The sequence below is a fragment of the Yersinia sp. Marseille-Q5920 genome (genome assembly GCF_946902935.1).
In the GTDB taxonomy this organism is placed as follows: Bacteria; Pseudomonadota; Gammaproteobacteria; order Enterobacterales; family Enterobacteriaceae; genus Yersinia; species Yersinia rochesterensis.
This window is the reverse complement of the sequence record NZ_CAMPQA010000010.1, coordinates 34,477-56,055: the sequence shown is the minus strand read 5'-3', so window position 1 is coordinate 56,055 and position 21,579 is coordinate 34,477. Positions and strand designations below refer to the sequence as shown.

Here is a 21,579-nt window from a genome sequence, read left to right as displayed (position 1 = left end):
TTGAAGGGGCGAACGCCCCTTCAGATTACAAATCTGCCAGCAGAATCTTTGAGCGACGTTGATAGTTATACAATTCTTGCTTCTGAATCGGTAACACATCAACTTCGGCGGGAGTAAAACCGCGCTCTTGGAACCAGTGAATACTGCGGGTAGTCAATACAAACAGCTTTTTAAGGCCCATTTGCCGCGCTTGATTAGCCACCCGTTTTAACAGCATTTCCCCTCGGGATGAACTGCGATAATCCGGATGTACCGCGACACAGGCCATTTCACCGATTTGTTCTTCGGGGAAAGGATAAAGCGCGGCGCAAGCAATGGTCAAATTATCCCGCTCGATAATGGTGAACTTGTCTATCTCCATTTCAAGCTGCTCACGTGAACGGCGCACCAAAATACCTTGTTGCTCCAGCGGGCGAATCAGCTCCAATATGCCGCCAATATCATTAATGGTTGCGCGACGAACTTGTTCCGCACTCTCCATCACAATCTGGGTACCGATACCATCACGGGAGAACAGTTCTTGCACCAGCGCCCCATCTTCCTGATAACTCAGTAAATGGCTGCGGCGTACCCCACTGCGGCAAGCTTTCACAGCCCCACGCAGAAAACGGACCGTCCCCGAGTTGTAATCACCCTCTTGCTCCAGATCTTCAATCCGTTTTTGCGCATCATTCGGGAACAGTTCTGAAATAATATTGCCTTCGTTATCTGTCACCCCTTGGGATGAGCAAAAACCAATCATTTTTTCAGCTTTCAGTTTGATAGCTAGCTGAGTCGCCACTTCTTCTGAGGTCAGATTAAAGCTCTCGCCGGTGACTGACACCGCAACTGGCCCCAGCAACACAATCGCGCCATTGTCTAATTGGCGATGAATTGCTTCTTCATCAATCCGGCGGATACGGCCACTGTGGCAATAATCTACACCATCATCTACACCCAAGGGCTGAGCAATAATAAAGTTGCCGCTGACCACATTGATATGCGCGCCTTGGAGCGGAGTATTATTCAAACTCATTGATAATCTTGCGGTGATATCTAATTGCAATAAACCCGCCGCCTGCTTGACCATTTCCAACGTCCGGGCATCAGTGACTCGGGTATGCTTGTGATAAATAGGTTCGTAGTGATGCTGTGCCAGATTGCTGTCGATTTGTGGACGAGCGCCATATACCACAACCAGCCTGATCCCAAGGCTATGCAATAAGCCTATATCGTTAACGATACTAGAAAAGTTTTCATGCTCAATCGCCTCGCCACCCAGCATGACAACAAATGTCTTGCCGCGGTGCGCATTGATATAGGGAACTGAGTGACGAAATCCCTGGACCAGTTCTGTACTACGTTCCTTCACGGCAGATCCTCTTTGAATTTTTATTCGGTATTTTTGTATTTTTATTCTTTTTTGACCAAGATGGCAAGCAAGAAATTGCTATTAAATGCATATGTATGGCGTATTTGTATTAATGAGTTGAATCACATAAAAATGTTTTTCTAATGACAGCATGGGATCGATTCGTTAAAGTTTTTCCTCGTGATTTTTTTTGTTCTATTTTTATTCATATTTTGGTCGTTACTTTGGAGTTACATGGCAGATTCAAATCATAATTCTGGGCGTCGCCGTCTACTACACGGGGCTGCTGCAGCATGGCTACTGAGTGTCAGCCGGGTTGGATTTGCTGCTTCTTCACATATTATTGCCGTCAGGATTTGGCCCTCTTCAACCTATACCCGGGTAACGCTGGAATCCAATACACCACTTAAGTATCGTCAATTTGCGTTGACGAATCCGGACCGGATTGTGGTTGATATTGAAGGCGTGCATCTCAATAGCGTACTAAAAGAGATTACCAAGCAAGTTCAGTCTGGTGACCCTTACCTCAAGCAGGCGCGGGTAGGGCAGTTTGATAAAAATACTGTTCGGCTGGTTTTGGAGTTGAAGCAAAGTATTAGCCCACAACTTTTTACTCTTAAACCTTTTGCTGAGTTTAGGAATCGTTTGGTGGTGGATCTTTATCCGCAAGAGGGGAAAACCTCGGCTGAAGATGATCCGTTGCTGGCACTATTAGAAGATTACAATAAAGGCAATGTGGAGCGCACTTTACCTGTAGAAGCACCCAAAGCAGGTAAAGCAGGGCGAGATAGGCCGATTGTTATCATGTTAGACCCAGGGCACGGCGGGGAAGATCCTGGGGCTATTGGCTATAATAAAACCCGTGAGAAAGATATTGTGTTGCAAATTGCCCGCAGATTGCAGGCTTTAATAAAGAAAGAATCGAATATGCGGGTATTTATGACTCGCAATGAAGATGTCTTTATTCCCTTGAAAGTGCGGGTGGCTAAAGCCCGTAAGCTCCGTGCGGATTTATTCATTTCAATCCATGCCGATGCTTTTACCAACCGGGCCGCTAAAGGTTCGTCGGTTTTTGCGTTATCGACCAAAGGGGCAACCAGTACCGCTGCGCGTTTTCTGGCGCAAACGCAGAATGAGTCAGACCAGATTGGTGGGGTTAGCAAGAGTGGTGATCGCTATCTTGACCATACCATGATTGATTTGCTGCAAACCGCAACTATCAATGACAGTCTGAAATTTGGTAAAGAAGTGCTGAATCGTATGGGGAAAATTAATAAACTCCACAAAAACCGTGTTGATCAAGCGGGTTTTGCCGTCTTGAAAGCGCCTGATATCCCATCAATTTTGGTGGAAACGGCGTTTATCAGCAATTTGGAAGAAGAGAGAAAGTTACGAACCAGCCATTTTCAGCAGCAAGTGGCTGAGTCCATCTTTGCCGGTATCAAAGCTTATTTTGCTAATGGTGGGGCGATGGCCCGACTTTAATGAATGGATGTTGCTATTAATTGAAATATACCCTAAATAATTCGAGTTGCAGGAAGTCGGCAACTGAGATACAAATCGGTCGGGAACCGATTTGAACAGCATTTATGCTGCCCGCAGGGTGTGCCTCAGGGTGTGCCTCAGGGGTGAGGCACATTCATCCCGATGAGTTGACGCGAGTCAATGATTCGGGTTAACGAAAGCAGTCAACGCACATGCGGCTTGAAGTATGACGGGTATAACGCCAGAAACAAAAAAACACCCTTGAGGGTGTCTTATAGTGATATGAAATGATTAAGAATTGGTTGCGGGGGCCGGATTTGAACCGACGACCTTCGGGTTATGAGCCCGACGAGCTACCAGGCTGCTCCACCCCGCGTCCGTCTTAATACTTTTCTATCTGACTTAATCATGTAATTGGTTGCGGGGGCCGGATTTGAACCGACGACCTTCGGGTTATGAGCCCGACGAGCTACCAGGCTGCTCCACCCCGCGTCCGTCATTACATTTTTACTGCTTTACTACTTAACAAGCATTCTACCTAATTCATCTTAACTTTCAAGACTATCGGACAATATTTGATACTGCTGGTAGCCAGTATCGGTTGGTTGCGGGGGCCGGATTTGAACCGACGACCTTCGGGTTATGAGCCCGACGAGCTACCAGGCTGCTCCACCCCGCGTCCGATTGAGCGCACTATACTCTGGATGAGATCTGTTGCAAGTAGTTTTGCCACTTAATTAGGGTAAATAGGTTTTTTCGATTAATTTATCAACTATCTGTTTCCTTTTTCCCCACAATGGTGTCAGGGGATTTTTTTCTGCATGCTGATTCCTTTATCTATAGGCGTTTGTTATCGTTCGCCGGTAGATAAAATCCGGTAGATAAAAGTAAGTAAGAGAAGAGAAGGCGTGAAATGACAAGTCGTTGGGGCAAATACCTACTGAGTGGAATAATGATTGCTGTTTTGGCTGGTTGCCAATCCCGGCCAACCGATCGTGGGCAGCAATATAAAGATGGGCGTCTGGAGCATCCACTAGAGTTGGTGAATGAACCACACGCAACAGGTAAGCCAGTCAACGCCAAAGATTTTTCTGATCAGGTGAAAGTGATTAACCAATCTTCACCGGGTCTGTATAACCGCAACAGCAGCACCTTTAATGCGGTTGAAAACTGGATGTTAGCTGGGGCAGATACCAGTAAGTTAAGTTTGTTCGGTCTGAATGCCTATCAGATGGAAGGGGTGGATAATTTCGGTAATGTACAATTTACCGGTTACTACACGCCGGTACTGCAAGCCCGCTATACACGACAAGGCGAATTCCGCCATCCACTTTATCGTATGCCTGCTAAAGGAAAGCGCCGTCTACCCGATCGCGCGGCGATATATTCAGGTGCATTGGATAACAACAATTTAATTATCGCGTACACCAATTCGTTGGTAGATAATTTTATGATGGAAGTGCAGGGGAGCGGTTATATTGACTATGGTGATGGGCGGCCACTGACTTTCTTCGGGTATGCGGGTAAAAATGGGCATGCTTACCGCAGTATCGGCAAAGTGCTGATTGACCGCGGTGAAGTCGCTAGAGCGGATATGTCGATGCAAGCTATCCGCCATTGGGCTGAAACTCACAGCGAAGCTGAGGTCAGAGAGTTATTAGAGCAGAATCCGTCCTTTGTCTTCTTCAAACCGGAAATGTATGCGCCGGTGAAAGGGGCCAGTGCGGTTCCATTGATTGCCAAAGCTTCGGTTGCCTCTGATCGTTCACTGATTCCACCGGGTACCACACTGTTAGCGGAAGTCCCCTTATTGGATAATCAAGGTAAATTCACTGGCCACTATCAGATGCGTTTGATGGTGGCGCTGGATGTGGGTGGCGCAATTAAAGGCCAGCATTTTGATATATATCAAGGGATTGGGCATGAAGCTGGTCAAGCCGCTGGTTTCTACAACCATTATGGACGTGTTTGGGTGTTAAAAAATGCGCAAAGTAATGGGCCGCTATTTACCGCTTATCAAGGGGAGAAAACGGCCTCTCTATCCGGTAATGGCTCTTCGCTGTTAGTGAAGAATCAGGGCCAATAAGCTAGCGGTGATGTAACCTATTCAACCCTTTCTCTGGCGGCCAATTGGCCGCTTTTGTATTCGTATTATTTTTCCAGGCTATAAAGGTAATAAGTTATGAAGGTAACAAGTCGATGAGCACCGCCTATTCAGAAGCTTACCAACAGCGATTTGGTGGTATTGCTCGCCTTTATGGGCAGCAGGTACTCACACTTTTTTCGCAGGCGCATATTTGTGTCATCGGTATTGGCGGCGTGGGTTCATGGGCGGCCGAAGCACTGGCGCGTACTGGGATTGGTGCGATTACATTAATTGATATGGATGATGTTTGCGTCACGAATACCAATCGCCAAATTCATGCTTTACGGAGCAATGTCGGACAGGCTAAAACAGAAGTCATGGCTGAACGTATTCTGGCTATCAATCCTGAATGCAAAGTGACGTGTGTTGATGATTTTATTACTGCGGATAATGTTGCGGAGCTTTTAGATAAAAACTTTAGCTATGTTATTGATGCCATTGATAGTGTGCGCCCCAAAGCCGCGCTGCTGTCTTATTGTCGTCGGTATAAAATCCCGGTGGTGACGACGGGTGGCGCTGGTGGACAGATAGACCCAACTCGCATTGAGGTAGTGGATTTGGCGAAAACAATTCAAGACCCTTTAGCCGCGAAGTTACGTGAAAGACTGAAAAGTGATTTTAACGTGGTGAAAAACAGCAAAGGTAAGCTGGGGATTGACTGTGTTTTCTCCAGCGAACCCTTAGTTTACCCGCAGAGTGATGGTTCGGTGTGTGCATCGCGCAGCACTGCCGAGGGGCCAAAAAAGATGGATTGCACATCAGGTTTCGGCTCGGCCACCATGGTCACCGCGACTTTTGGTTTTGTTGCGGTGTCCCATGCATTGAAGAAAATGATGGCGAAAGCTGCCCGTCAGGGGCAGTCACTATCATGACACGTATTTAGCTGCAATCGCCTGCACACCTTGCGCCAGTGCTTGTAAACCGCTGGCGCGAGAGGTACTTAATTGTTGCCGTAACCCCAATTGGTCAAACAGGGCCAGGGGATTTTCTGCCAATATTTGTAGCGGCGTTTTACCTTCCACAGCTGTCAGAATAACAGCCAGCAACCCACGAACAATGCGCCCCTCACTGTCACCGTAGAAATGTAAGCGCCCATCCGGCAAACACTCATGCCCCAGCCACACCCGGTTTTCACATCCAGTCAATTCCAACTCATTTTGCTTTAATGATTCTGGTAATGGCGGGAGCTGCTTCGCCAGCAAGATTAACTGGCGGTAGCGATCTTCCCACTGTTGATGAGCACTGAATGTCTCAAGCAGAGTAGAGGCCGTAATATCATGACCAAAGGGGTGTGGAGCAATCATTATTTTTTTCTCTTATTAGCGAAATTATCATCTACCAGTCGTTAATCTTGTAATAATTCCAGCGCCTTGGCGATAGCTGAACACAGCGTTTCAACATCGTTTTCGGTATTATAAGGCGCAAATGAAGCACGCAAACTACCACTTACTGCCAGCGCCGCCATTAACGGTTGTGCGCAATGTTGGCCAGCCCGCAGCGCGATCCCTTGTTCGGCCAATAACGTCACTAAATCACTGTGGTGAACACCATCAAAAGTGAATGCTAGCAAGCTTGATTGCTGACAACGAAAGCTACGGAAACCCGGTAATTGAGCCAGTTTATTCTCCGCTAAAGTCGCCAGTTTTTGGCTATAAATTTCGGCCTCGTCCAGATCAATCTGTTCCAGCCAACTCAATACCGCCGATAAACCAATCACCCCCGCAATATTAGGTGTACCGGCTTCAAAGCGGTAAGGCACTTCATGGGGTATAAAACCGCCGAATGAGGCATGAGTTAGCATTTTACCGCCACCTTGCCAGGCGGGCATTTCTTTCAGCAGTTCAGATTTGCCATACAACACGCCAATACCGGTGGGTCCATATAGCTTGTGAGCAGAAAAAGCATAAAAATCAATATCAAGCGCTTGAACATCTGCCGGGCTATGAACAATTCCTTGTGCACCATCGACCATCACGATGCAGTCATGTTGATGGGCGAATTCAATGGCTTCTGCTAATTGCGGGCTACCGCCTGTCACATTAGACATCTGGCCTAGCGCCAATATGCGGGTTTTATTGCTGAATAACTGAGGTAATAGTTGTAAGTCGGGCAGATGGTCGAGGCCGATGGGTAATTTAATGATTCTGGCACCCGTTTGTTCAGCAACCATAAGCCAGGGTATTAAATTGGCATGATGTTCTGCTTCGCTGACAATAATTTCATCCCCAGTCTGTAGGCGAGGGCGAGCATAACTTTGCGCTACCAGATTAATGGCTTCGGTTGTGCCGCGTGTCCAAACAATATTTTCTGCGTCCGGCGCATTAATAAAGTCAGCTACCTGCTGGCGGGTTTCTTCAAAACGAGCGGTCAATGACAATGCAGATTGATGTTGACTGCGGTGCACTGTCGCGGAATCTTGCTGATAAAACAACTGGGTAGCGTCAATCATGGCGCGCGGTTTCAGGGCCGTCGCTGCACTGTCCAGATAGATTATTTCATCGTTAATTGCCGGGAATTCCTGGCGAAAATCCGTTGGATTAAAAGACTTCATTCTGTTGTTTGTATCCTTTGGGTCACTTCGGAACTGTCTCATTTTAGCCACAACTAGCCGACTAATGGCCCTGATGGCTGGCAATATGACTCAAGAGGGTTATGCTAAATAGTAACGGACATAACCATTTGTCTGGTAATGGAAACGATTTTTTTAGCATTTTAATCTGCAAGGAGTCACCCATGAAAAAGACAGCTGCCGTAATTTCTGCACTTATGCTCACTTTTACCTTAGCAGCCTGTTCAAGCAACTATGTGATGCACACTAATGATGGTCGCACTATCGTTGCTGATGGTAAACCTAAAGTAGATGATGACACTGGGATGATAAGCTACACCGATGCCAATGGCACCGAACAGCAAATTAATCGCTCAGAAGTCAAAGAAATGGCTGAGGGCAAGTAGTTAAGCCGCCAAGTTATTTTCGACAGAAATCTGATATGTCCTGGAGTCCTCTGCAACAACTTAAATTTAAGCTTAACTCTACGCAATACAAAGTGGCGCTTACATTTAGGTTATTAACTTACATTTAGGTTCTTAAAAAGAAGTCAGTGCTGGGAATGGAGCAAAAAAAAAGCACCGCAAAAATTGCGGTGCTGCATAAAATCACTATGGACAGACAGGGTAAATGTACAGGAAGTGAAAAAAAACAGTAGCTTAGCTACTATGTCTGGTACACCAGACCATTTGCAAACACAACATCACAACCACAAAGCCAAAAGCAATTCAGTACCTGGATACTAAACCTACTTTTCGTTCCGGCTTGGGAAGTGCCGCCACTATAGGTATTTGCTGGCGCATCATCAACGGACAATTTATAATGTCTCGGATTACAAAAACTAATAAGTAAACAAAGGGTTTCATCTGAAGATGAGCCGTTATAAAAAAGTATCCAATTCATGTCAAAACGATTACCACCACTGAATGCCTTGCGGGTCTTTGATGCGGCCGCGCGTCACCTGAGTTTTACTAAAGCTGCTGATGAATTATTTGTCACGCAAGCGGCGGTTAGTCACCAGATAAAGTCACTGGAGGATTTCCTCGGGCTAAAACTGTTTCGTCGGCGTAACCGTTCTCTATTGCTGACCGAAGAAGGCCAGAGTTATTACCTCGACATCAAAGAGATTTTCACCTCCATCAATGAAGCCACTCGCAAATTGCAGGCACGCAGCGCCAAAGGTGCTCTGACTGTCAGTCTTCCCCCTAGTTTTGCTATTCAATGGTTGGTTCCCCGCCTTTCTGGATTCAATGCTGCTTATCCGGGTATTGATGTCAGGATCCAGGCAGTGGATCGGGAAGAGGATAAACTGGCTGATGATGTAGATGTGGCGATATTTTATGGTCGGGGAAATTGGACCGGTTTGCGCACTGAACGTCTGTATGCCGAATTCTTGCTTCCTGTTTGTGCGCCTAGCCTATTAATGGGCGATAATGGATTAAAAGTACCAGCAGATCTGGCTAATCATACCTTGTTGCATGATACTTCCCGCCGAGATTGGATGGCGTATACCCGTCAATTGGGTGTACCGCAGATTAATGTGCAGCAAGGCCCAATATTTAGTCACAGTGTAATGGTGGTTCAGGCCGCTGTTCATGGTCAAGGTATTGCGCTGGTGAATAATGTTATGGCGCAATCTGAGATTGAAGCCGGGCGGTTGGTGTGCCCGTTTAATGAAGTGCTGGTAAGTAAAAATGCTTTTTATCTGGTTTGTCATGACAGTCAGGCAGAACTGGGTAAAATAGCCGCCTTTCGTCAGTGGATACTGGCAAGAGCAGCTAGCGAACAGGAAAAGCTCCGTTTTCGCTACGACAACTAATTTTAATTATTACCAGGCGATATTAATTTAAGGTTAATGACGATGAATGGTCGTTTAATGCTGATATTTGCCGCTCTGAGCGGTTTTTTCTATGTTGCTTTCGGTGCCTTTGGGGCTCATGTATTGAGTGCCTCGTTGGGAGCGAATGAAATGGCTTGGATTCATACCGGGCTGGAGTATCAGGGGTTCCATACATTGGCTATCCTGGCACTCGCGGTTGCAATGCAACGGCAGATTAGTATTTGGTTTTACTGGAGTGGAGCCTTGTTAGCGCTCGGAACGCTACTCTTTAGTGGCAGTTTATACTGCCTGGCTCTATCACACCTGAAACTGTGGGTATATATCACGCCAGTGGGCGGAGTATGTTTTCTGGCGGGATGGATTTTGATGTTGATTGGCGCGCTGCGTCTAAGAAAAAGGGCAGAACGCCATGAATAATAAAATTGCTTTATATTGCCGCTCAGGTTTTGAGAAAGAGTGTGCGGCGGAAATTACCGCCAAAGCAGCACAGCTTGAAATCTTTGGTTTCGCGCGAGTAAAAGACAATAGCGGTTATGTGCTATTTGAATGCTATCAGTTAGAAGATGCAGATCGTCTGATTCGTGAAGTACCATTCCGCGAATTGATTTTCGCCCGTCAAATGATGGTCGTGGGCGAGTTATTGAAAGATTTACCGCCGGAAGATCGGGTATCGCCTATTGTTGGCATGTTGGTCGGTGTTGTCGAAAAAGCCGGTGAACTGCGAGTTGAAGTTGCTGACACTAATGAAAGCAAAGAGTTACTTAAGTTTTGCCGTAAGTTGACAGTGCCGCTGCGTAGCGCAATGCGTGAACAAAAAATTCTGTCTGTCCGTGAGAATGCACACCGGCCAGTGGTACATGTGTTCTTTATTGCATCGGGCTGTTGTTATGTCGGTTATTCTTACAGTAACAATAACTCCCCGTTCTATATGGGGATTCCGCGCCTTAAGTTCCCATCAGACGCACCAAGTCGCTCAACTTTAAAGCTGGAAGAAGCTTTCCATGTATTTATTCCACAAGATGAATGGGAAGAGCGATTGGCCAGTGGTATGCATGCTGTTGATTTAGGTGCTTGCCCCGGAGGTTGGACTTATCAGCTAGTGCAACGCAGCATGATGGTTCAGGCCATTGATAATGGCTTGATGGCACAAAGTTTGATGGATACCGGGCAGGTTACGCATCATCGTGTTGATGGTTTTAAATATGAACCAACGCGCAGCAATATTTACTGGTTAGTGTGCGATATGGTGGAGAAACCGGCTAAAGTCACCCAACTTATTATCAAATGGTTGGTGAATGGTTGGTGCCGTGAGGCGATTTTTAACCTGAAATTACCGATGAAAAAACGCTTTGAAGTTGTTTCGGAGAATCTGGAAATGATTGATGAGCAGCTAAAAGAAAATGGCATCAATGCCCATATTCAGGCCAAACAACTCTATCATGACCGTGAAGAAGTGACGGTACATGTGCGCCGTATCTGGTCTGGCGCGCCGGGCCGCCGTGATGAGCGTTTTTAAATTTTAGTGATAGACCTGTCTGTCTTACGCACAAGGGGCCAATTGGCCCCTTTGTTTTTATGCTGATATCATCGATTCAAACGTAATTGCTGCAAATTGCCGCTTAATGGCAAATCAGTTTTTAGTGTCGCAATTTGCTTACAAATAAAAGCCATCTCTTGGTGCTGTTGCAACTTTTTGTGCCATTTCTCCGGCACTGAATCTAGCTCTTGATAGAGTTCTTCCAGATTACTAATTTGCTGCAATAACAGCGCGGCAGTTTTTGCTCCAATGCCGGCGACACCCGGAATTTTACTACTGCTGATCCCAGCAAGTCCCCAGTAATCAGGCAATTGGTGCGGTAATACACCAAATTCTTGTTTTACGAACGGCATATCCAGCCAGCGTTTTTGAAAGTAATCACGAATTTGTACATTCGGTGCTAACAACTGGCAATAGCCTTTGTCGGTTGAAACAATAGTCACTTGATGCCCAGCCCCACCGATTTTTGTCGCCAATGTCGCAGCAAGATCATCAGCTTCATTGCCCGGAGAGCACCAGCAATCAACACCCAATGAATGGAATGCTTCACGGATTAGCGGCATTTCTTGTTGCAGATTGTCTGGCATCGGTGAGCGGCCCGCTTTGTAATCGGGCAAGAGTTGATGCCGCCAACTATCCGAGCGGTCATCTTCATCAAAAACGGCGACGGCGTGAGTTGGTTGGCTATGTGAAATCAGCTGTTGCAGTGCATGCTGACAAGCATTCACACAAGGTGAACCTTGCACCGCGTGAATGCGGCGAATCAGGTTAAGGGCGTCGACGATAAGAAGATGAATTTGCATGGACTGTCTTAAAACCTATCCCGTGAGGGCTATTTTATTGGCCATTCTTTACTATAAAGAGCGAACCTGCAGGGATTCAAATAACTTTCAGGTAGCGCCAGCCGGGGGATCCTGCTCGCACTACCGGTGAAAGTTACTGATTTTTTAACTACAGATTTCATAGCAAGGTGTGTAGTCACTGCCCGGTAGCTTCATCCGTTGCTGGATAATAAAGCCTTGCAGCAATTGATCCATTTGCTTCATCAGTAGCGGGTCACCGTGCAATTTGAATGGCCCATGAGCTTCAATTGCATGAATCCCGACCTCTTTGACGTTACCCGCCACAATACCGGAGAAAGCACGGCGTAATGCTGCCGCTAGCTTCTCTGGGGCTTGATTATGGGATAAGTCCAGATTCGCCATATTTTCATGGTTTGGCTCGAAAGGATGCTGTAAATCTGGCTCGATACGAATAGACCAGTTAAAGCTATAAGCATCCCCGGTATTACGGCGATTCTCTTTCACCAATGGCATTGCTTTCTTCATTTGACGCGCGACTTCATCGGGGTCATCAATAATTATTTGGTAGTATTTACGTGCTTCATCACCCAGCGTGTTCATGATGAACTCGTCCACGACCCTGAAATAATCCGCACTCTCTTTAGGCCCCGTCAGGATCAGGGGTAAAACCTGCTCCTTATTATGCGGGTTCATCAGAATACCTAATAAATAAAGCAATTCTTCTGCTGTCCCCACACCGCCAGGGAAAATAATAATGCCATGGGCGATACGGACGAAAGCTTCTAGCCGTTTTTCAATGTCTGGCATGATAATCAGCTCATTGACTAATGGGTTTGGCGGCTCAGCAGCAATGATTGACGGCTCGGTCATCCCGATAAAGCGGCCTTGTCTGTAGCGTTGTTGGGCATGGCCAACAGCGGCGCCTTTCATCGGTGCTTCCATCGCCCCTGGCCCACAGCCGGTGCAGATATTCAATTCACGCAAACCCAATTGGCTGCCAACTTTACGGGCATACAAGTATTCGGTTTCATTGATTGAATGGCCGCCCCAGCACACAATCATATTTGGATCTTCATCAAGATGTAGGGCACGGGCATTACGCAAAATTGAAAAGACCAGGTTGGTCAAATGGCTGGAGCTTTCCATATTGAGATGTTGGAAACGCCCAGCATTGACGATTTGACCATTCACAAACAAAATGTCACGCAACACCGCAAACAGGTTTGCTTGCAAAGAGCGGATAATTTTACCATCAACAAAAGCATGCTCTGGTGGGTTAACCAGTTCGAGTTTTACACCACGTTCGCGGCGAAGCACATTGATATCAAAGGTTTCATAGCGAGATAAAAGCTCTTTGCTGTTATCGGTCAGGCTGCCTGAATTGAGAACAGCTAATGAGCAATTGCGAAATAAACGGTACAGATCACTGCTGGCTGTACGCTTGAGCATATCCACTTCGAGCTGTGATAACAGATCCATTGAACCGAGTGGACTGACATGTGTAATCAAAGTTACTCCTTTACACCCTTGAGGGTGGTAGTGCCTGTGTATCAGAGTGTTGCTTTCTGTTTTCCGTGGAATATCAGAGGCCACTAAGTATTCATTACTGATTCTTATACTAAAAATAGCATGAGGAACCTATAAATAACCTTAACGTTGTCGCTCATTTTTTGCCAATACTAACGTACAACCAGTGATAAAGTTGCGCATCTGTACGCATTTATTGCCGTGCCAGGCGGCCAGTTGATGGCACAAAATCAGTATTGGAACGCCAGGGATTAATATCCAGCCCGCCGCGACGGGTATAGCGCGCATAAACTGATAATGTTTCTGGCTGACAAAAATGCATAATGTCATTGAAAATACGCTCGACGCACTGTTCGTGAAACTCATTATGATGGCGGAAAGAGACCAGATAGCGCAGTAGGGCTTCCCGGTTAATCTGTGGGCCGCTGTAGCTGATTTGGACTGAACCCCAATCTGGTTGGTGGGTTATCAAGCAGTTGGACTTAAGCAAGTGGCTGACCAGGTTTTCTTCCACGTGGTTTTTACCCGCTGCACCTTGCAGATAATCGGCACTGAACTCATAGCTATCAATGCGAATATCTTGCTCGTCCAGACATTCCCCCGTGAAATTGGCAATCGGTTGATGTGTTATTTCATCTAGCCGGTATAGCCTGACATTCACATCTCCTTGAGCACAGGCGGATAAATCCTGTTGCAAAGTTGTTCGTACATTTTCCCAGTCAGTAAACGTGGTTTGGTTAAAACTGTTGAGATAAAGTTTGAAACTCTTTGATTCAATGAGATTAACGCTATCAGCATTTAGGCTAATTTCACCCACAGCAACTTGTGGTAAGCCCTTACTGTTTAGCCACGACAGCTCATACAATGTCCAGATATCCGCGCCATGAAAGGGCAGATTATCAGGATATAAACCGAGGGGTTCGCGGTTCATACTGCGTGGTACGGCCTGCAATAAGGTTACGTCATAGTGGTCGCGATATGCAGTAGGTTTGCCTAACGTCAGTTCCGCCAGAGCTTCGTGGTCTTGATATGAAGACATGCTGTTCCCATGATGAGAGAAAGGTACAATAGCTGTAGTTTATCAATTAATGCCGCGTTTAACTGCATTTCTGAGTGAGAGCTATGCCCTCCAGGGTGCAGAGCAAGCCGCCGCGATACAGAGAATAATAATGGACCAGAACGTTTCAACGGCACTCAAGGGTTTTACCCAGCGCTATATTGATTTATGGCAGCAGCAAACTGGGCGGCCACCTGCCAGTGAGGAACTTTATGGGGTTCCTTCTCCGTGTAATATAGAAACTGAGGATAATCAGGTATTTTGGTTACCACAGCCTTTTGTCACGGGTGCTAATCTCGCTAATATTGAACGGGCACTGGAGATTCAACTTCATCCCGATATTCATGAGTTTTATACCCAGCAATATGCCGGAGATATGAAAGCAGATTTAGGTGACCACCGCTTTACCTTGCTGCAAGTTTGGAGTGAAGATGACTTTATCCGTTTACAGGAGAATCTCATTGGTCATTTGGTGACACAAAAAAGGCTAAAACTCTCACCGACACTGTTTTTGGCGACAACAGAATCGGAAATGACCATGGCCTCATTGTGTAATGTTACTGGCAATGTGGTGTTAGAGGAGTTTGGTAGCGGAAAACGGACATTGTTGGCATCGACTCTCACTCATTTTCTGGATGCATTACGACCAGTATTTCCTGAATAAATAAATGGTCATTGTTTTTTCCAATACAGCTCGTGTGAGAGATCTCGCACACGGGCTGTGAGACATCACTTCTATTCATTTTATGTGAAATTATTGTGTCGGGTTTATCTTCAATAAAATCATTTCGTTATAAACATTCATTTTTTTATATATAAAAGCATTTCCTCATTATTCTGACGATACCTTGTCTCTCTTTGTTGATTAAGCGATCCTTTACTCGCTGGATAGGATCTGGTCGAGAAGGACGGTATCGGGATGATGCCACTTCAGGATGAAGAACACAGGGACTGCTTAGGATGAGTGAAGGGATGTTTCAGGACGAAACAAAGGACACCTCCAGGATGGAGATTGAGAGCCAGTTCAGGATGATTGGTGGGTTAGGATAACTTCAGGATTAGCGCCGGGATGGTGTAGGACAACGCGACGGATTGCTGGTTAGGATAACCGCACGGAAAAGTTTTCAAGGATTGAGCAGGGAGCATCACTTTTAGCTGGATTGCTATGAAACGAATAGAGGGGTACTGGTAAAACAGTACCCCTTTTTTTATCTGTATTTTATTCAACCTATGCCTATCGTTTAGAGGGGATTTTGGCATCTTCTTCTTCAATGGTATGCTTGGCCGCCGTTGAACCAGCCCGGTGAATGGTTATTTTTTGGTTGAGAGCATAATCATGAATACAGAAAATCAGGTGCGCCAGAGCCTACAAAATATCGAGCTTGCCATGCGGGCAATTGACCTTTGGCAATCTGTTCCACCGTCAGTCGAGGCTTTTGAAAGTAATGAGCCTTTCAGCATTGATACCATGGATGCTGAGCAGTGGTTGCAATGGGTACTTATTCCTCGGATGTATGCATTGCTGGAATCGAAAGGGCCACTCCCTACTCGTTTTGCCATTACACCCTACTTTGAAGAGGCGCTGAGTGGTGAGGGCCGTCCAGATTGCACCTTACTGCTGGTTGAATTACAGCGCCTCGATGACCTGCTGAATAAAGAAAGTCACTAATGTTGGAAATACTTTATCAAGATGAACATATAGTTGCGGTCAATAAACCGGCTGGCTGGCTTGTCCACCGCAGTTGGTTGGATAGCAACGAAACTGTATTTGTAATGCAAACAGTACGCGACCAGATTGGCCAGCATGTTTATACCGTCCATCGACTGGATCGCCCGACATCAGGTGTGTTGCTGATGGCGCTGTCCAGTGATGTGGCCCGTGCCCTTTCATTACAATTTGAGCAGCATCAAATTCAGAAAACATATCATGCGGTTGTACGTGGATATGTACTGGAAGATGGCACGATTGATTACGAGATGACCGAAGAGTTAGACAAAATTGCGGATAAATTTGCCCGGCCAGATAAAGCCCCGCAGCCTTCGGTTACCCATTATCACGCACTGGCTCAAGTGGAAGTTCCCATTGCCATTGGGCGCTATGACACTGCGCGCTTTAGTTTAATGGAATTAAAGCCAGAAACAGGGCGTAAACACCAGCTACGGCGGCATATGGCGCACATTCGCCACCCTATCATCGGTGACAGCACCCATGGCGATTTACGCCAAAATCGTGGAATTGCTGAGCATTTTGATTGTTCACGGCTCATGCTTCATGCCAGCCATTTGCATCTGAATCACCCTGTCACCGGAGAGCCACTCAATTTGACCGCGCGTTGGGATGATTCCTGGCAACAGCTGATGTCACATTTTGGCTGGCGGGGTATTACCCCTCATCTTGAAAGGGTTGAGTTTCCAGCAACTGCAGGTCAGGATAGTGCGTAATTTTTCTCGTTAAAAGGAAATATTTTTTATGGCTCAGGTCGGGATTTTTGTCGGCACGGTCTACGGTAACGCGCTATTAGTTGCGGAAGAAGCTGAAAATATACTGAAAGAACAGGGGCATGAGGTCAAAGTGTTCGATGAGGGCACTTTAGAGGCCTGGCAGTATTATCGTCAACATTATGCGCTGGTGGTGACCTCGACAACCGGGCAGGGGGATTTCCCTGACAGTATTGCTTCGCTCTTTGCCGCTGTGCGCGATCAAGTTGGCTTCCAGCCAGAGTTGCGCTATGGCGTGATTGCGTTGGGTGACAGCAGCTATGATAGCTTCTGTGGTGCCGGGCGTGCATTTGATGAATTGCTGCAAGAGCAGGGTGCTACGAGAATTGGCGAAAGGCTGGAGATTGATGCCACCGAACACCCAGAGCCAGAGGTGGTTTCAGCTTCGTGGGTAGAGCAGTGGGGCCGCCTACTTCAATAACTATTTATTTCAATAACTATACCCGCCATACTTCAAGCTGCATGTGCGTTGGCCGCTTTTCCGCAACTCGAATTATTTAGGGTATATATCTCTATCCATGAAATTGCAGGTGAGGGCGATGTTTATTCACCTGCAACTCCAGTGACTTTAGCAATATTAAAAACCAGATTTAGCGGCCGTTGGTCAGTTTTTCCAGGTCAGCTTCAATTTCAGCAATCTTATTGGTCACTACACTCTCTAAATGACGCAAGTCATCTAGAATTTTACGTTTCAAATCAACTTCAACTTGATCGCGCTTGCACAGTTGATCAAGCTCATCAATGACATAGCGTAGATTTGGGTTGATTTCATTGATTTCTTTATAGCCATGACCAGCATTATCAGCAACCACAGTTTTGCGCTGGCGTGGGTATTTGAACTTCACACTCTTAGCAAAAAATTCACCTTTATCTTTGCGGAAGTAAATTTTCAGAATGTCGTTATTGGCCTCCTGACGCAGGCTATAGCGATCGACATCTTCTGGTTGTGTGATTCCTAAGCTTTTCAGATTGTCATACATAGCGCCACCTTTTTAGTTTTATCCCTTTCATATTTGGAATTGCTGGGGATTAGCTTGCGGTCTCCCTGTAAATGCCAATTACTTTAGGTCTATATTCCACAGATTATGATTATGACGGTAATTTTCGCCAAAAAATGTGATTAACTCACAAGGCAAAAAAATAGCGGGTAATTAGCCCGCTATCTTCAATCTTAGTCGATGGTGCGTAATAACTCATTAATGCCGACTTTTCCACGGGTTTTCGCATCGACTTTCTTCACGATGACCGCGCAGTACAGGCTGTAGCTACCGTCTTTTGATGGGAGATTACCTGAAACGACGACAGAGCCAGCGGGAACACGACCATAATGGATTTCGCCAGTTTCGCGGTCATAAATACGGGTGCTTTGACCAATGAAAACGCCCATGGAAATAACCGAGCCTTCTTCAACAATAACCCCTTCGACCACTTCTGAACGCGCGCCGACAAAGCAGTTGTCCTCGATAATGGTTGGGTTAGCTTGCAGTGGCTCCAATACGCCGCCAATGCCAACGCCGCCAGACAGATGAACATTCTTACCGATTTGTGCGCAAGAACCTACTGTTGCCCATGTGTCGACCATGGTGCCCTCATCAACAAAAGCACCGATATTAACGTAGGAAGGCATCAGTACAGTATTACGCGCAATGTATGCGCCTTTACGCACGGTTGCCGGAGGTACAACACGGAAACCTTCACGTTGGAAACGGGCTTCGTCATAGCCAGCAAACTTCATCGGGACTTTATCGTAGTAACGCGTTTCTGCGCCTTCCATGACCTGGTTGTCATTGATGCGGAAAGACAGCAGCACGGCTTTTTTTAGCCATTGGTGAGTAATCCACTGGCCATCAATCTTTTCTGCCACCCGCAGCGCGCCGGTATCCAGCAGATCAATCACGTGGTTAATCGCTTCGCGCGTTACGGTGTCAACATTTGCCGGGGTGATATCTGCACGGCGCTCGAAAGCGGTTTCAATAACGTTCTGTAGTTGCTGCATCCTGTTTTTTCCCATCGTAAGAAAAATTAATGACTAAAAAGATATTTGTATCACAGTTTATCGTTCGGATTGAGGGTATCTGTCAACCGCTGTGCTAATTCACGACGAGTTTCAATGCTTAAAGCACGGCGGTCTTTATCTGCTAACACAAATAAATCCTCTACCCGTTCGCCGATTGTGGTGATGCGCGCACTATGCAGTGATAATCCTAAATCAGCAAAAATGTCACCGACACGCGCTAATAACCCAGGTTGGTCGAGCGCAATGAGTTCCAGATATGTCCGGCGTTCATTGTGCGTTGGCAAGAAGTTGGTTTCAGTCGGTACGCTGAAATGCCGTAATTTGGGTGATAACCGCCTGACACGTGGATGTTGGTAGTTTTGTCGCGTCATTGCTTGCTGCAAAGCATGGATGATAATAGGGTGTCGGTCTTGTGCCAATGGACTGCCATCCGGCTCCAACACAATAAAAGTATCCATCGCCATGCCATCTCGATTAGTAAAAATCTGTGCGTCATGGACACTTAGGTTTCGGCGATCCAACTCACCGACAACAGCGGCAAACAATGACGGGCGATCAGGGCACCAAATAAAGATTTCAGTCCCACCCCGTGTGGCCTGACGGCTGACCAGCACCAGTGGTTTGGTTGAGTCATGCTCCAGTAAATGGCGGGCATGCCAGGCTAATTGATTGGGAGAATGGCGCAGGAAGTAATCTGCTCTACAGCGGCTCCAGATACGGTGCAGCGCTTCTTCATCAATATTATCCATGCGCAGCAATGCCAGCGCTTGTAGCCGATGATGGCGGACGCGCTCGCGTAAATCTGGGCTGTTTTGCATGCCGCGGCGCAGTTGCTTCTCTGTGGCGAAATAAAGTTCGCGCAACAAACTTTGTTTCCAGCTATTCCACAGGTTTTCATTGGTGGCACAAATATCGGCCACAGTCAGGCTGACTAAATAACGCAGGCGGGTTTCACTTTGCACTTCTGCTGAGAATTGCTGAATAACCGCCGGGTCTTGAATATCTCGGCGTTGAGCTGTAACTGACATTAATAGATGGCAACGGACTAGCCAGGCAACTAATTGGGCCTCGCGTGAGTTCAGCCCATGTTGCTCGGCAAATTCCAGCACATCGTGAGCGCCTAATATTGAATGGTCACCCCCTCGTCCTTTGGCGATATCGTGGAACAGTGCTGCAAGCAGCAGTAATTCAGGCTGAGGAAGGCGCGGATAAAGTTCGACACAAAGAGGGTGACGCGGGCGGGTTGTTTCATCGGCGAAGCTTTCGAGTTTAAGTAACACTCGGATAGTGTGCTCGTCGACGGTATAAGCATGAAACAGGTCAAACTGCATCTGCCCGACAATACTGCCCCATTGCGGCATATAGGCCCATAGTACGCTGTGGCGATGCATAGGTAACAATGCCCGAGAAACCGCCCCAGGGTGGCGTAAAATGGCCATAAACAGCCTGCGGGCTTCAGGGATATTGCATAATGGCTGTTTCAGGTGCCGGCGGGCGTGGCGTAAACGGCGCACGGTAGTGGAGTAAATGCCCTTGATGTCCTGATTGCGCACCATGAGATAGAACATGCGCATTATAGCTTCAGGTTTATCAACAAAGAGATTTTCATCACGCAGATCGATTAAATCGCCACGCAACTGAAACTCATCATCCAGTGGCCGTGGTTTCTCATTGGCATCCAGCGCTAAAATGGCTTCATCAAATAACTGCAACAGCATGTTATTCAGTTCGCTAACCCGGCGTGTCATGCGATAAAAATCTTTCATCATACGTTCGACCGGCTCATTACCTTCGCCCTGATATTGCAAAAGTTGAGCAACACTCAGTTGGCGATCAAATAACAGGCGGTTGTCGTAGCGGTTCAGTACCAAATGTAAAGCAAAGCGGATGCGCCATAAAAAACTTTGGCTTTCAATCAGTTCGTTGCGCTCGGCTTTGGTGAGAAAACCAAAATCAACCATTTCACTTAAAGATGTTGCGCCAAAATGGCGGCGGGCAACCCACTGTAAGGTATGAATATCCCTTAAGCCGCCGGGGCTACTTTTGATATCTGGCTCGAGATTATAACTGGTGCCGTGATAGCGTTTATGCCGCTCTTGTTGCTCAACCTGCTTGGCATGGAAAAATTGGGGGGAGGGCCAGAAATTTTCGCTGAAAATATGTTTTTGCATCTGTAGGAACAGCGCGACATCGCCACAAATTAGACGCGATTCAATCATATTGGTGGCAACAGTGAGGTCGGCTAAACCTTCCAGCAAACACTCTTCCAGAGTGCGCACACTATGACCGACTTCCAGCTTCAAATCCCATAACAACGTAATTAATTGGCCGACTCGCGGAGCTTGTTCGTCGTTCAGGCGTTGTTTGGTCAGAATCAGGACATCGATATCAGATAGTGGGTGCAATTCACCACGACCATAACCGCCGACGGCAACCAGCGCGGTTTCTGGCACATCATCAAAGCCATAGAATGTCCACAGTCGCCGCAACAAGCGGTCGATGTAATCACTGCGCGCAGCAATTAATGTCTCTGCACTGATTCCGCCATTGAATGCATCAGCCAACCAAGACTGGAAAGTCTCTAGCCGTTGCTTGAGTATCGGGCAATTCAGCTCGCTATCAAGATAGGTGGTCGGTGATGCGGGTTGCTCAGGAATAACCGGTGTGGGGATCAGCGATAGAGTATGCTCGGAGTGATTGTCAGACATATATTCCCCGTTGATAAAAAGACGCAACCCATAAAAAAGCCGGCGGATGCCGGCTTGTCAT

The 21,579-nt window shown here is 46.7% G+C and carries 20 protein-coding genes and 3 tRNA genes; 11 read left to right on the top strand and 12 right to left on the bottom strand.

Annotated elements, in window-relative coordinates:
* Positions 1-25 precede the first annotated feature (25 nt).
* The gene (gene argA, locus OVO64_RS14720; protein WP_038631207.1) at positions 26-1,351 is read right to left on the bottom strand and encodes an amino-acid N-acetyltransferase; all 1,326 of its coding nucleotides are present in this window, start codon (positions 1,349-1,351) and stop codon (positions 26-28) included.
* Positions 1,352-1,585: 234 nt separating this feature from the next.
* Between argA and amiC the strand changes: the two genes are divergently transcribed.
* Positions 1,586-2,836, top strand: coding sequence for an N-acetylmuramoyl-L-alanine amidase AmiC (amiC, locus tag OVO64_RS14715; protein ID WP_038631209.1), 1,251 nt, complete (start codon positions 1,586-1,588; stop codon positions 2,834-2,836).
* A 299-nt stretch (positions 2,837-3,135) separates the two neighbouring features.
* Here amiC and OVO64_RS14710 read toward each other — a convergent pair.
* From OVO64_RS14710 to OVO64_RS14700, 3 genes are all read right to left on the bottom strand, one after another.
* Positions 3,136-3,212, bottom strand: a tRNA-Met gene (locus OVO64_RS14710).
* Positions 3,213-3,251: 39 nt separating this feature from the next.
* Positions 3,252-3,328 (bottom strand) — tRNA-Met (locus OVO64_RS14705).
* 110 nt (positions 3,329-3,438) lie between these two features.
* Positions 3,439-3,515: transfer RNA gene (locus tag OVO64_RS14700), tRNA-Met, on the bottom strand.
* A gap of 234 nt (positions 3,516-3,749) precedes the next feature.
* Here OVO64_RS14700 and mltA point away from each other — a divergent pair.
* Both mltA and tcdA read left to right on the top strand, forming a co-directional pair.
* Complete coding sequence (gene mltA, locus OVO64_RS14695) at positions 3,750-4,922, top strand: murein transglycosylase A (protein ID WP_038631211.1); 1,173 nt, start codon at positions 3,750-3,752, stop codon at positions 4,920-4,922.
* 113 nt (positions 4,923-5,035) lie between these two features.
* On the top strand, positions 5,036-5,854 hold the full coding sequence (gene tcdA / locus OVO64_RS14690; RefSeq protein WP_038631213.1) for a tRNA cyclic N6-threonylcarbamoyladenosine(37) synthase TcdA: 819 nt from the start codon (positions 5,036-5,038) through the stop codon (positions 5,852-5,854).
* Here the strand turns inward: tcdA and csdE are convergent.
* Both csdE and csdA read right to left on the bottom strand, forming a co-directional pair.
* Entirely contained in the window at positions 5,849-6,286 is a 438-nt protein-coding gene (csdE, locus tag OVO64_RS14685; RefSeq protein ID WP_172667619.1) for a cysteine desulfurase sulfur acceptor subunit CsdE, read from the bottom strand. The two genes, tcdA and csdE, sit on opposite strands and share 6 nt — an antisense overlap.
* Positions 6,287-6,327: 41 nt before the next feature.
* Positions 6,328-7,533 (bottom strand): cysteine desulfurase CsdA, encoded by a 1,206-nt coding sequence (gene csdA / locus OVO64_RS14680; protein WP_038631216.1) that lies wholly within the window; start codon positions 7,531-7,533, stop codon positions 6,328-6,330.
* A 182-nt stretch (positions 7,534-7,715) separates the two neighbouring features.
* Here csdA and OVO64_RS14675 point away from each other — a divergent pair, with 182 nt between their 5' ends.
* From OVO64_RS14675 to rlmM, 4 genes are all read left to right on the top strand, one after another.
* A complete protein-coding gene (locus OVO64_RS14675) occupies positions 7,716-7,937 on the top strand; it encodes a YgdI/YgdR family lipoprotein (protein WP_032820367.1) in 222 nt (73 codons plus the stop codon).
* 494 nt (positions 7,938-8,431) lie between these two features.
* Complete coding sequence (locus OVO64_RS14670; protein WP_038631218.1) at positions 8,432-9,349, top strand: transcriptional regulator GcvA; 918 nt, start codon at positions 8,432-8,434, stop codon at positions 9,347-9,349.
* Between the two features lie 42 nt (positions 9,350-9,391).
* Positions 9,392-9,787 carry a DUF423 domain-containing protein gene (locus OVO64_RS14665; RefSeq protein WP_072076318.1) on the top strand — a complete coding sequence of 132 codons (396 nt, stop codon included), beginning with the start codon at positions 9,392-9,394 and terminating at the stop codon, positions 9,785-9,787.
* Positions 9,780-10,886 carry a 23S rRNA (cytidine(2498)-2'-O)-methyltransferase RlmM gene (gene rlmM, locus OVO64_RS14660; protein ID WP_038631220.1) on the top strand — a complete coding sequence of 369 codons (1,107 nt, stop codon included), beginning with the start codon at positions 9,780-9,782 and terminating at the stop codon, positions 10,884-10,886. Before OVO64_RS14665 ends, rlmM begins: the two co-directional genes overlap by 8 nt.
* A gap of 68 nt (positions 10,887-10,954) precedes the next feature.
* On the opposite strand, the gene xni is transcribed toward rlmM, so the two are convergent.
* From xni to queF, 3 genes are all read right to left on the bottom strand, one after another.
* Positions 10,955-11,710 carry a flap endonuclease Xni gene (xni, locus tag OVO64_RS14655; RefSeq protein ID WP_267248857.1) on the bottom strand — a complete coding sequence of 252 codons (756 nt, stop codon included), beginning with the start codon at positions 11,708-11,710 and terminating at the stop codon, positions 10,955-10,957.
* Between the two features lie 144 nt (positions 11,711-11,854).
* Positions 11,855-13,219: a nucleotide 5'-monophosphate nucleosidase PpnN gene (gene ppnN, locus OVO64_RS14650; RefSeq protein ID WP_038631224.1), complete on the bottom strand. Its 1,365-nt coding sequence runs from the start codon at positions 13,217-13,219 to the stop codon at positions 11,855-11,857.
* Between the two features lie 211 nt (positions 13,220-13,430).
* Positions 13,431-14,276, bottom strand: coding sequence for an NADPH-dependent 7-cyano-7-deazaguanine reductase QueF (queF, locus tag OVO64_RS14645; RefSeq protein WP_038631227.1), 846 nt, complete (start codon positions 14,274-14,276; stop codon positions 13,431-13,433).
* A gap of 130 nt (positions 14,277-14,406) precedes the next feature.
* Here queF and syd point away from each other — a divergent pair, with 130 nt between their 5' ends.
* The 4 genes from syd to OVO64_RS14625 all read left to right on the top strand — a co-directional run bounded on the left by syd (position 14,407) and on the right by OVO64_RS14625 (position 17,214).
* Positions 14,407-14,958: a SecY-interacting protein gene (gene syd, locus OVO64_RS14640; protein ID WP_038631229.1), complete on the top strand. Its 552-nt coding sequence runs from the start codon at positions 14,407-14,409 to the stop codon at positions 14,956-14,958.
* Between the two features lie 672 nt (positions 14,959-15,630).
* Positions 15,631-15,963: a YqcC family protein gene (locus OVO64_RS14635; RefSeq protein WP_038631231.1), complete on the top strand. Its 333-nt coding sequence runs from the start codon at positions 15,631-15,633 to the stop codon at positions 15,961-15,963.
* Positions 15,963-16,736 (top strand): tRNA pseudouridine(65) synthase TruC, encoded by a 774-nt coding sequence (gene truC / locus OVO64_RS14630; protein WP_038631233.1) that lies wholly within the window; start codon positions 15,963-15,965, stop codon positions 16,734-16,736. Before OVO64_RS14635 ends, truC begins: the two co-directional genes overlap by 1 nt.
* Before the next feature lie 28 nt (positions 16,737-16,764).
* Positions 16,765-17,214, top strand: coding sequence for a flavodoxin (locus tag OVO64_RS14625; RefSeq protein WP_038631235.1), 450 nt, complete (start codon positions 16,765-16,767; stop codon positions 17,212-17,214).
* A gap of 169 nt (positions 17,215-17,383) precedes the next feature.
* Here OVO64_RS14625 and OVO64_RS14620 read toward each other — a convergent pair whose 3' ends face one another.
* The 3 genes from OVO64_RS14620 to glnD form a co-directional block, all read right to left on the bottom strand.
* Positions 17,384-17,773: a DUF3461 family protein gene (locus OVO64_RS14620; protein WP_004391709.1), complete on the bottom strand. Its 390-nt coding sequence runs from the start codon at positions 17,771-17,773 to the stop codon at positions 17,384-17,386.
* A 191-nt stretch (positions 17,774-17,964) separates the two neighbouring features.
* Entirely contained in the window at positions 17,965-18,789 is an 825-nt protein-coding gene (gene dapD / locus OVO64_RS14615) for a 2,3,4,5-tetrahydropyridine-2,6-dicarboxylate N-succinyltransferase (protein ID WP_038631238.1), read from the bottom strand.
* 50 nt (positions 18,790-18,839) lie between these two features.
* Complete coding sequence (gene glnD / locus OVO64_RS14610; RefSeq protein ID WP_038631241.1) at positions 18,840-21,518, bottom strand: bifunctional uridylyltransferase/uridylyl-removing protein GlnD; 2,679 nt, start codon at positions 21,516-21,518, stop codon at positions 18,840-18,842.
* Positions 21,519-21,579: the final 61 nt, after the last annotated feature.